The sequence below is a fragment of the Pedobacter jeongneungensis genome (genome assembly GCF_000633455.1).
In the GTDB taxonomy this organism is placed as follows: domain Bacteria; phylum Bacteroidota; class Bacteroidia; order Sphingobacteriales; family Sphingobacteriaceae; genus Pedobacter; species Pedobacter jeongneungensis_A.
In genome coordinates, this window is record NZ_AYMG01000020.1 from 148,504 (window position 1) to 158,434 (window position 9,931).

14 protein-coding genes are annotated in these 9,931 nt (G+C 42.4%); all 14 read left to right on the forward strand.

Annotated features, from left to right (window positions below; translation table 11 throughout):
* The first annotated feature begins 4 nt into the window (after nucleotides 1-4).
* The 14 genes from U859_RS0119225 (at nucleotide 5) to U859_RS0119290 (ending at nucleotide 9,886) form a co-directional block, all read left to right on the forward strand.
* Complete coding sequence (locus U859_RS0119225; protein WP_025144947.1) at nucleotides 5-385, forward strand: hypothetical protein; 381 nt, start codon at nucleotides 5-7, stop codon at nucleotides 383-385.
* A 10-nt stretch (nucleotides 386-395) separates the two neighbouring features.
* A complete protein-coding gene (locus U859_RS0119230) occupies nucleotides 396-1,073 on the forward strand; it encodes a hypothetical protein (protein ID WP_025144948.1) in 678 nt (225 codons plus the stop codon).
* A gap of 20 nt (nucleotides 1,074-1,093) precedes the next feature.
* A complete protein-coding gene (locus U859_RS0119235; protein ID WP_025144949.1) occupies nucleotides 1,094-1,744 on the forward strand; it encodes a hypothetical protein in 651 nt (216 codons plus the stop codon).
* Nucleotide 1,745: 1 nt separating this feature from the next.
* Complete coding sequence (locus U859_RS0119240) at nucleotides 1,746-2,381, forward strand: hypothetical protein (protein ID WP_025144950.1); 636 nt, start codon at nucleotides 1,746-1,748, stop codon at nucleotides 2,379-2,381.
* Between the two features lie 9 nt (nucleotides 2,382-2,390).
* Entirely contained in the window at nucleotides 2,391-3,620 is a 1,230-nt protein-coding gene (gene traJ, locus U859_RS0119245) for a conjugative transposon protein TraJ (RefSeq protein ID WP_025144951.1), read from the forward strand.
* 37 nt (nucleotides 3,621-3,657) lie between these two features.
* Nucleotides 3,658-4,275, forward strand: a complete 618-nt coding sequence (gene traK / locus U859_RS0119250; protein WP_025144952.1) for a conjugative transposon protein TraK — start codon at nucleotides 3,658-3,660, stop codon at nucleotides 4,273-4,275.
* Between the two features lie 2 nt (nucleotides 4,276-4,277).
* On the forward strand, nucleotides 4,278-4,751 hold the full coding sequence (locus tag U859_RS0119255) for a hypothetical protein (RefSeq protein WP_025144953.1): 474 nt from the start codon (nucleotides 4,278-4,280) through the stop codon (nucleotides 4,749-4,751).
* Nucleotides 4,752-4,753: 2 nt separating this feature from the next.
* Nucleotides 4,754-6,040: a conjugative transposon protein TraM gene (traM, locus tag U859_RS0119260; protein ID WP_025144954.1), complete on the forward strand. Its 1,287-nt coding sequence runs from the start codon at nucleotides 4,754-4,756 to the stop codon at nucleotides 6,038-6,040.
* Nucleotides 6,041-6,069: 29 nt separating this feature from the next.
* The gene (traN, locus tag U859_RS0119265; protein WP_084153113.1) at nucleotides 6,070-6,921 is read left to right on the forward strand and encodes a conjugative transposon protein TraN; all 852 of its coding nucleotides are present in this window, start codon (nucleotides 6,070-6,072) and stop codon (nucleotides 6,919-6,921) included.
* Nucleotides 6,922-6,982: 61 nt separating this feature from the next.
* The gene (locus U859_RS31255) at nucleotides 6,983-7,888 is read left to right on the forward strand and encodes a hypothetical protein (RefSeq protein ID WP_025144956.1); all 906 of its coding nucleotides are present in this window, start codon (nucleotides 6,983-6,985) and stop codon (nucleotides 7,886-7,888) included.
* Between the two features lie 26 nt (nucleotides 7,889-7,914).
* Entirely contained in the window at nucleotides 7,915-8,967 is a 1,053-nt protein-coding gene (locus U859_RS0119275) for a hypothetical protein (protein WP_025144957.1), read from the forward strand.
* Nucleotides 8,945-9,256, forward strand: a complete 312-nt coding sequence (locus tag U859_RS0119280; protein WP_162800000.1) for a hypothetical protein — start codon at nucleotides 8,945-8,947, stop codon at nucleotides 9,254-9,256. The genes U859_RS0119275 and U859_RS0119280 overlap by 23 nt, the downstream gene beginning before the upstream one ends.
* Nucleotides 9,257-9,314: 58 nt before the next feature.
* Nucleotides 9,315-9,575, forward strand: coding sequence for a DNA-binding protein (locus U859_RS0119285; protein ID WP_025144959.1), 261 nt, complete (start codon nucleotides 9,315-9,317; stop codon nucleotides 9,573-9,575).
* An 11-nt stretch (nucleotides 9,576-9,586) separates the two neighbouring features.
* Nucleotides 9,587-9,886 (forward strand): hypothetical protein, encoded by a 300-nt coding sequence (locus U859_RS0119290; RefSeq protein ID WP_025144960.1) that lies wholly within the window; start codon nucleotides 9,587-9,589, stop codon nucleotides 9,884-9,886.
* The last annotated feature ends 45 nt before the right edge of the window (nucleotides 9,887-9,931 follow it).

Here is a 9,931-nt window from a genome sequence, read left to right on the forward strand (position 1 = left end):
AACAATGAAAAAGCCAAATTTAATCGAAAGGGCTGTGCAGGTGCTCAAGATCGTTAATCTTTTTTTTACAGGCCACTTAGCAGCATTAAACTCCATAAAAAAAGAAACCGTTTACGTCTCCCGGGGACTGGAGCCATCTTCAGGAGTCAGGACTTTAAAGATAACGAAGGAGGGCAGCTTATACCGGGTAACACTAAGCGGTTATTTACATGAGGACCCTTTTGTTGAAGCCACCTGGCTTGCGACCTATGGTTGGCATTCCAATGGGCATTTAATTGAGATAGGTGGTAACCGGTATTGTATTTTCGACAGTTTACGCAAAAAGATCTTTGTAGAACAGGAAATGTCTTACGGCTATCGTGTTGAAGAATTTGATGAACAATAAAGCAAAAACCATGAGAAAGAAAATTTTTAAGATTGCGCTAATTGTCTTCATCGTTGCTTTCCTGCCGGTAAAAGTATCGGCTCAGATCCCCATTCTGGACCTGATAAAAGGTGCAGCAAAAAAAGTAATCAAAGCCATCGATCTAAAGATCCAGCGGCAGCAGAACAAAGTGATCTGGTTGCAGAATACCCAAAAGGTACTGGAAAATGAAATGTCCAAACTAAAGCTGGATCAGATCACGGACTGGACCGATAAGCAAAAGGAGCTATATCAAAAGTACTTTGATGAACTGAAAAAGGTGAAAAGCATCATCAGCTATTACCAGCGCATCAAAGATATTACCAACAAGCAAAGCCGGCTGATCAAGGAATATAACCATGCCTGGGGTCTTTTGCGTAACGATAGCCACTTTACTTTAAAGGAGATTGAATACATGAGCAGTGTTTTTAATGGCATTTTGGGTGAAACCCTAAAAAACATTGACCAGATCATGCTTGTAGCCAATTCCTTTAAAACGCAGATGACCGATGCGAAACGCATTGAGATCATTAATGCGGCGGCTGAGAAAATGGAACAGAATTATGCAGACCTGCAGGTTTTTAATAAGCAAAACGCGATGCTTAGCCTAAGCCGGGGCAAGTCGGCCGAAGAAATAGCAGTGATCAAGAAAATGTACGGATTACAATAACCCATATTAGGCGACAGGAAATGAAGAAAATAATAATAATACTGCTCCTGGTATTTTTGAGTACAGGTGCGGTCAGGGCACAAACATTCGACGAATGGCTCCGGCAAAAGAAAACCCAGAAAAAATACCTGCTGGAACAGATCGCTGCCCTAAAGGTATATGGCGGTTATCTGAAAAAGGGTTACGATATTTCAAAGAAAGGCCTGAATACCATTAGCTCCATTAAAAACGGCGACTTCGGTCTGCATTCTGATTTTTTCAATTCCTTGAAAACGGTTAACCCGGAAGTTGGCAGGTATTCCAGAGGCCGGGATATTTTAGAGCAGCAGGAATTGATTGCAAAAAAGGTAGATCGCATAAAGCGGGAATATAATCAGTCCGGCATTTTCAGCAGCCTTGAAAAAAAATATTTTGATGGTGTTTTCCAAAGGCTGGAAGCAGACTGTAATCAGACTGTCGAAAAACTGGAACAGGTAGTACAAAGCGGGCAGCTGGAGATGAAAGACAATGAGCGGATCGAACGCATAGACCTATTGTATAAGGAAAGTACTGGTCAGCTTGATTTTGCAAACGCCTTCAGCACCTCTATTATCACGCTTGCTGTTCAACGGAGCAAGGAAAAGAATGATCTTGATAACATCCGTACCTGGTACGGTTTAAAAGGAAACTAAAATGAAAAAATACTTAATCATGCTATGGGTAGTCATAATGTTTTTGGGTTTTATCTCAAAAGCCAATGCACAGACCGATGAGATAGCGCAGCTGGCGCTCAACATTGAAAAATTGGCGCAGCTTAAATCCATTCTTACAGACCTGAAAAAGGGTTACACTATTGTCAGTAATGGGTACGGGACGATCAAAAATATTTCGGAGGGGAATTTTAATATGCACGAACTCTTTCTCGACGGCCTTTTGCAGGTTAGCCCGGCTGTACAGAAGTATTATAAAGTCGCAGGCATCATTAATTACCAGGTCCGGCTGGTAAAAGTTTACAAGTCCGCATTCAACCGCTTTAAAACTGCCGGATGCTTTAATCCGAAGGAGATTGAGTACATCAGTGGTGTTTATGGCAGGCTGACTTCAGAGAGCCTGCGTAACCTGGATGACCTGGCCAATGTGGTGACAGCGAATAAATTAAGGATGAGCGATGACGAAAGGATCAGGGAAATTGACCGGATCTATGCAGATATGGAAGATAAGACCACCTTTCTCAAGAGCTTTAATTCAAGCACATCCATGTTGGTCATCCAGCGCCGGAAACAACTTTCAGAAATAGAGGGTGTTCGTAAAATGTCAGATATAAAATAGAGCAACATTATGAAATACTTATTTGTAACCGCCTTAATGGTGGCAGTGGGCATTGCCATGCCCCTGATCGGACACGCACAGAGCGGTATGGCCGAAAATATCGGAAGTCTGCAAAACGTATTGGACCAACTGTACAATGAGATGATCCCCCTTTGCAGTCAGCTGATAGGTGTTGGCCGAGGCATAGCAGGTTTTGCCGCCACCTGGTACATTGCTTCCCGCATCTGGCGACATATCGCCAATGCAGAACCTGTAGACTTTTATCCTTTATTCAGGCCTTTCGTTTTGGGCTTTTGTGTATTGATCTTTCCCTCTGTGCTGGGCCTTATCAATGGAATTTTGAAGCCGCCCGTATCCGGGACCAGTGCTATGGTTAAAAACACGGATCAGGCTGTAGCTGCATTATTGCTGGAAAAAGAAAAAAAGGTAAAGGAATCGGAAACCTGGAAAATGTATGTAGGGGAAAATAAGGAAGGTGATAAAGACCGGTGGTACCGATACACTCATGGGAATGAAGATCCTTCCAGCCAGAACGTATTTGAATCCATCGGAAGCGACATGCAGTTTTTCTTTGAAAAAGCATCCTATAATTTCCGCAATACGGTAAAACAGTGGATGTCTGAAATCCTTCAGATCCTCTTCCAGGCAGCAGCATTATGTATAAATACCCTGCGGACTTTCCAGCTTATTGTACTTGCAATACTCGGGCCGCTTGTGTTTGGCCTTGCCGTTTTCGACGGTTTCCAGCACACCCTCACCAGCTGGATCGCCCGGTATATGAATGTGTTTTTGTGGTTACCCGTAGCCAACATTTTCGGGGCCATAATCGGTAAAATACAGGAGCAGATGCTCAAACTGGATTTAAGTCAGATTCATCAGACCGGGGATACCTTTTTTAGCTCCACAGATCTCGGCTATCTGGTATTTATGATTATCGGGATAATCGGCTACTTCACGGTTCCTTCAGTTGCCAATTCTATTGTGAACGCAGGGGGCGCCGGTGCCATGCTGCAAAAAGTAACTAACCTGGCTGTGGTATCAACAAGCAGCATGGGCAATTACGGTGCTCAGAAAACCGCAGGTGCAGCAGAGGCATTAGGGAATTTTCGTAAAGATATGGGACGGGGCTACGAAGGTGCCAGCGCAGAAGGTAAATCGGGAGCTGTTGGAACAGCCATTGGACGTACCAGTGCTTACATGGCAGATAAGCTCAGCGGAACCCCGGCACCGAAAGAATAAAATAATTTTTCAACAGTGAAGAGAAAATGTGATAATGATGTTCAGCAAAACAAAAAATATAGATACTGCCTTCCGGCAGACACGCAGCTTTTTTATAATAGCGCTTGGTATTGTACTTGCATTGGGTGCTTACTGGTCCTTTACCTGTTACCGTATTGTGACCAAAGCGCAAAGCAGGATCTACGTGCTTGCTAATGGAAAGGCACTCGAAGCCTATGGAGCGGAACGGAAAGATAATATCCCGGTAGAAGCCCGGGATCACATCCGTTCCTTCCATCAGTTCTTTTTCAGCCTTGCACCCGATGAAAAAGCTATTGTTGCCGGTGTCACCAAAGCCTTGTACCTGGCCGACGAATCAGCGAAGAAACAGTACGATAATTTAAAGGAAGGTAACTACTACAGTAGCGTCATTTCCGGCAATGTTAGCCAAAGCGTTCTTGTGGATAGTATTTCTGTCAATACAGACAGCTATCCTTTTGCTTTCCGCTTTTATGGCAAACAGGAAATCATAAGACCCTCCACAACAACCCTGCGCTCCCTGATCACGGAAGGCTATTTGAGAAACGTCACCAGGAGTGATAATAATCCACATGGATTCCTGATCGAGAAATGGCATACCCTTGAAAATAAAGACCTGACCACCCAAAGCCGATAATCATGTTTAAGACTCGAAAAAGAAAAGAAAAGCTCACGCTTAGCGGGGGACGTCTTGCGCTCTTGCTTGCCAGGAAACTGGAGCAGGTCCAACAAGGATGGGCGAGGGTTATGAACAATGTGTTCAATGGCATGGGTTTAAAAAGCCGGTGGATTGCGCTAACCTGCTTTATGATACTGATGGTTGCGTTATCTGGATACGTATCGATCTCAGCTTTTACCAACGATATAAAGGCTGCCCCCGCCAACTATTCCATCAAAGTTCCCCAGACTTCAGGGATTTACAGGGAAGAGCATAGAAGCGGGATACCGGATAAAGTCTATGAACGTATCCATGGATTTCGCATGTCACTGGACAGCCTGGGCGCAAGTGCTGAAGGTCGGCTAAAAAGGGACAGCCTGCTGCGCTCCAGGCCAGGCCTCATGGATAGCCTGGTAACGATAGAAAAGTATTATCAACAATTAAAAAACCAATAATTATGGAAAATCAAACACAAGCGTTAACCGAAAAACGTAAAAAGTTCCTGCTCATTGCGCCGGTCCTGGTACTGCCTTTTCTTACCCTGTTCTTTTGGGCGATGGGTGGGGGAAAGGTGGAGCGGGCAGCAGCAACAGAAGCGAATATGGGTATCAATAACAAATTGCCAGATGCCCGGCTGAAAGAAGAAAAGGGACTGGACAAAATGGCTTTTTATGACCAGGCAGCAAAAGATTCCCTGAAGATAGCTGACCAGCAGGATAATGGCGGTAATACATCAGCCTCCGGCAGCGATTCGGGAGCAGTGGGTCTTTCATTCCCGGCTCCGATAAGTACCGGATCATCAATTACCATGAATACCAGCCCGTATGCTGGAGGCGGATACAATGATCCGAATGAAATGAGGATCAATCAAAGGTTGCAGCAACTGGACCAATTGCTGAATCAGCAGCAAATGGCTTCAGCACCGCAAAATAAATATGGGAATGCCGCACCTGCCGGTGACAATGAGTCGCTGCAGCGGTTGGAAAAAATGATGCAGCAGATGCAGGGAAGCAGCCCGGATGAAGATGCCGAAACACAGCAATTGGATGGGATGCTCGAAAAGGTGCTTGATCTTCAATATCCCGAGCGGGTGCAGGAAAAGATCAGGAAATCATCTGAGCAGCATAAAGGCCAGGTATTTGCTGTTGGGCTTCCCGGCAAACGGCAATTTGTTTCCTCGCTGGAAGGACCGAAAAATGCTCCCGTAAAACCAGGGCCAGAAGGTAATGGGTTTTTCTCAACCGAAGAACAGCCGGATTCAGATATTGATCAGAATGCAATAGATGCGGTGGTTTCTGAAAATCAAACCCTGGTCAATGGATCAACGGTGAAGTTGCGCCTTCTTGACGACATTTATATCAACGGAAAGCTAATACCAAAGAACAATTTTATTTATGGCACTGCAGCGCTCAACGGGGAACGGCTGGCGATTAAAATTGACGGTATCCGTTTTAAAAAATCCTTATTCCCGGTAGCCCTTAGCGTAATAGATATTGATGGTATTGACGGGATCTATATACCCGGTGCTATTGCCAGGGAAGTAGCTAAAGAATCTACAGACCGGGCCATCCAGGATGTAAACTTTGGTTCGATGAGTACTTCCATTGGTGTGCAGGCTGCAGGAGCTGGGGTAGAGGCCGCCAAATCACTCTTCAGTAAAAAAGTCAGGCTTATTAAAGTTACGCTCAAAGCTGGCTATAAGGTGTTGCTCCGTGATGAAAAGCAAAAACAGGGCAACCAGTAAAATCAATTATTTAATCTTTAAAAACAACGATGATGAAAAAGAAAAGTGCAGTATGGACATCGTTAGTTATCCTCTTATGTTTAAATGTGCAGGCAATGGCTCAGGCCCTTATTAGTGTACAGCAAAATACCATCCAGGCTTCGCCGCTTTTGGTAACCTATTCAAAAACGACCAACCTGCTTTTTCCCTATGCTATTAAAAGTGTCGATAAGGGCAGTAAAGATGTGCTTGTCCAGGTTGCAAAGGGCGTTGAAAACCTGCTACAGGTAAAAGCTGCCAAACAGGGTTTTTCGGAAACCAACCTGACGGTGGTTACTGCGGACGGTAAACTCTATTCCTATGTGCTGAATTATTCAGACCAGCCTCCGGTATTGAATATTAAGGTGGGCAGTAATAAAAACTATCCCGGAACAGATGCTTTGTTTACCTACAGGAGCGATAATGAGGCCAGGGTATATGATATAACGGAGCAGCTCAGCACTAAAATGCCCATCATGAAAAATATCAAAACGTATGATTACGATCTTGATTTCACCGTAGATGGCATTTACATTAAAGACGACAAGCTGTATTTCCAGTTTGGCCTGACCAATAATTCCAATATTGATTACAATGTGGATGCTTTACGTCTTTTTATTGTGGATAAGAAGAAGTCAAAGCGAACCGCCTCCCAGGAAATAGAGCTCCAGCCAATAGAGCAGGTCGGCAATGCGGAAATCATAAGAGGGAAGTCCCATCAGAATTTTGTGATCACGCTATCCAAATTCACCATTCCGGATAAAAAATTCCTTTCTATCAGGCTAATGGAGCAGGGAGGAGGAAGGCATCTGCAATTAAAGGTCGAAAACAAACACATCCTTGCATCCAGCAAAATCGAGTAATGGTTTAACTACTCATCATAGGAATTAAGGAAAGAATTGTCCACTAAGTAAAATTTAAAAAATGGAAGAGCATAAAATAGCAAGACTGGGAAAAAAGCTTTTATACACAGGCTTAGGCGATCTGCCACAGGAAGAGTTGCGGGCCGGTATAGCGAATGCCGTAAAAGAAGGGAAACCTGACTTTACAATGGAGCTACAGAAAAAATACGGCAATGATGAGGTTATTGCAAAACCTTACCTACGGAAACATAAAGAAGACTTTTATTTCAATTCGTATGAGGTAGCAGTCAAAAAAGAGAATGGTGAAATGATCAGGATGAAAATCCAGGTTAAAAATCCCGATCCTGTGTTCATCAATAATCAACAGAAGCCCGAGTGGATCAATAGTACGGTCACGCTTAAGGAAGCCTACAACATGGCCTGCGAAAGGGCTGTCAATAACAACTTTGTCAAAATAGACAAAGATGATGAGTTAAAGAACCAAAAGTATAATGCATGGCAGGTTTTGGATTTTAAAAACCCAAATGATGATGGAACTTACCCAATAAAAAAGATCTACGGTTTCGATATGAAAGCTGAGCTGGATCAATACCCTATCAAGGAGCTGCAAAATGAGCAGTATGCCAAAGAATTGGTGGATTCACTTTACAGGGGAAACCTTCAAAGTGTAACCTATGAACATCTGGACGGTACAACCGAAAAGATGTCTGTGAAAGCCAACCCGGCCTCAAAGACCCTTGATCTTTACGATGCCAATATGAATCCAATTAGCCTGAACATGAAAAGGCAACAGTCCAGCGGAAAGGATATGCAGCAATCTGAAAGCCAGAGAGGAGAGGTTTCGGATGATGGAACAAAGGCTAAAAATACTGCTTCCAAAAAGAATGATGATAGCGGAGAACCATCGGATGATGATGAAGGCCACAAGAAGAAAAATAAAGTAAAGAAGTCTGGCCCTAAAGTTTAAGCAACTAACTGATTTAAGCAACTTCTATGGAAAATTTACTGGAAAAAGAATTAAAGAAATGGCAGAGCAGGGCTCACCGTTATGCAAATGAGGGGATCTTTTCAGAAAAGGTGCTTAAAAGTTCTTTGTTTATTAAGGAGCAAATTGCGAGTCTGGATCGGATCAGTTTAAGATTTAACCGGTTCAGTGAGGATGACCTTTTCCAGATGAAATTATTAAAACAGGAAAGAAGAAATCTGGAGCGGATTCTGTATCCTAATGTAATTGTCAGGTTTATAGGCAGGATCATTAATTCATTTAAATTCCAGAAAGAAGAAGCCAGGGTTAGCCAATCAAAACAAATGGCCATAGAGGAGGTGAGAACCTCCCTGGCGAAAACCGGCTTCGGAAACTCTATTGCTGAAGCAGAAACAAAAATGAAGGAGGGGAAAGATTTTTCCCTCCCTGTTTCCTTTTATGTTAATGAACGGGACAGGATGGATTTTCAGCTCCAATTCAGTAAGGATGAAAATCAAAACTTTATTTTCCAGCAGTATAAGGCAACACTTTTCAACGAGCAGACAAAAGATAAAAAAGAACATGCTTTTAACGTGGAACCTGGTTATACGTTCAATAGCGAAGAAGCTTTTCACTTACTTTCAGAAAGAGCAGTCTATATCAGTCATCCCGTAAACGGTTGGCAGGCACTTGATTTTACGGATAAAGATGCTGACGGTAATTATAGAATTAAATCCTTCCCGGACAAGTATAGCCATTTTAATCTTAAAGAATCGCTATTGAAGCTTCCATTTAAGGAAGAAGCCAAATTGGATATTGAAGATTGTAAGATACGTCTGCAAAAAGGTGAAAGGTTGGAGTTCGAGGTGATAATCCAAAATGCATCTCAAATTTTTTCGCTTCAGGTAAATCCACAGAAAAGGGAGATTGAAGTTTACAATGCCAGTAACAAAAAGATTTCACCTAATGAGCTAAATCCTCGAAAACATATTCAGAGTATAAAAGAGTCCCACAACCAGGATATGAGCAAATCCCAGGCACAGAAAAGTAGTAGAAAAAATGGACATGCAATCAAGTCTTAAAATAGTATCAGGAGATATTCTTTCCCGCTTTTTAGATAAGGTATCGGATGACCCAAGAATTTGTATTGCGCATCTGGGATTATTTGCTGTGCTGTTAAAAAAATGGTCGGAACAGGGAGGTGAGGAGACGTTGAAAATTTTTGCAGCGCAGGCAATGGTGTATGCCAAAATATCGAGCAGTAATACTTATCACCGCCTGATAAGGGAATTAAATGAATATGGATACCTGGTCTATGAACCTTCATTTTATAAAAGGAAAGCAAGTTTGATCCGCTTTATAATGGATTAGATCTCTGATAGATAGTGTGGATTACAAGATTTTGAAATTATAAATAGAGAAAGAGATTATGTGCGGAGAACCGATAACCAAAGAAGACCTGGAAAGATTCAGGCAGCAGATTGTTCAGGATATAGCTGAGCTTTTAGCAGTAGCCCACCCTTCCACTTCTATTGCCGACCAATGGTTAAAAAGTGCAGAGGTGAAGAAATTACTCAAAATTTCATTTGGATCACTTCAAAATCTCCGAATTAGCGGTGCGGTGAAGCCGAAGAAAATACTTGGGGTATATTATTACAGTATAAAAGAAATTGAAAAATTGTTTGATTAATACGGGAGGAGATGAGCGGAAGAAATGAAAATCAAACAGCCTTACTATTCAGGTACATTTCAATAATGACCAGGGATAAAAAGATTAAGGTAATACATATGGTATTGATCCTTGCCATTTTTCAAATCGGTATTACCGAAGGAATGGTCAAGACCATTAACATTAGCCGAAAACGGGTAATGGAGCATGCGCATATTCATAGCATTGCAACATACCACCGTTATATAAAAGAACTAATACTGATGGGTTATATCCGGTACCAGCCATCTTATCATCCAAGATATGGGAGTCTGGTAAATTTGATACTGTAAATTGAAAACTGTAACACGTTACTGATGACTGAAAAAATAAAAAAC

What these genes read in the sequence shown, in the direction of transcription:
- U859_RS0119225 (WP_025144947.1), top strand. Translation starts at nt 5, where the DNA reads ATGAAAAAGCCAAATTTAATCGAAAGGGCTGTGCAGGTGCTCAAGATC.
- U859_RS0119230 (WP_025144948.1), top strand. Translation starts at nt 396, where the DNA reads ATGAGAAAGAAAATTTTTAAGATTGCGCTAATTGTCTTCATCGTTGCT.
- U859_RS0119235 (WP_025144949.1), top strand. Translation starts at nt 1,094, where the DNA reads ATGAAGAAAATAATAATAATACTGCTCCTGGTATTTTTGAGTACAGGT.
- U859_RS0119240 (WP_025144950.1), top strand. Translation starts at nt 1,746, where the DNA reads ATGAAAAAATACTTAATCATGCTATGGGTAGTCATAATGTTTTTGGGT.
- traJ (WP_025144951.1), top strand. Translation starts at nt 2,391, where the DNA reads ATGAAATACTTATTTGTAACCGCCTTAATGGTGGCAGTGGGCATTGCC.
- traK (WP_025144952.1), top strand. Translation starts at nt 3,658, where the DNA reads ATGTTCAGCAAAACAAAAAATATAGATACTGCCTTCCGGCAGACACGC.
- U859_RS0119255 (WP_025144953.1), top strand. Translation starts at nt 4,278, where the DNA reads ATGTTTAAGACTCGAAAAAGAAAAGAAAAGCTCACGCTTAGCGGGGGA.
- traM (WP_025144954.1), top strand. Translation starts at nt 4,754, where the DNA reads ATGGAAAATCAAACACAAGCGTTAACCGAAAAACGTAAAAAGTTCCTG.
- traN (WP_084153113.1), top strand. Translation starts at nt 6,070, where the DNA reads ATGATGAAAAAGAAAAGTGCAGTATGGACATCGTTAGTTATCCTCTTA.
- U859_RS31255 (WP_025144956.1), top strand. Translation starts at nt 6,983, where the DNA reads ATGGAAGAGCATAAAATAGCAAGACTGGGAAAAAAGCTTTTATACACA.
- U859_RS0119275 (WP_025144957.1), top strand. Translation starts at nt 7,915, where the DNA reads ATGGAAAATTTACTGGAAAAAGAATTAAAGAAATGGCAGAGCAGGGCT.
- U859_RS0119280 (WP_162800000.1), top strand. Translation starts at nt 8,945, where the DNA reads ATGGACATGCAATCAAGTCTTAAAATAGTATCAGGAGATATTCTTTCC.
- U859_RS0119285 (WP_025144959.1), top strand. Translation starts at nt 9,315, where the DNA reads ATGTGCGGAGAACCGATAACCAAAGAAGACCTGGAAAGATTCAGGCAG.
- U859_RS0119290 (WP_025144960.1), top strand. Translation starts at nt 9,587, where the DNA reads ATGAGCGGAAGAAATGAAAATCAAACAGCCTTACTATTCAGGTACATT.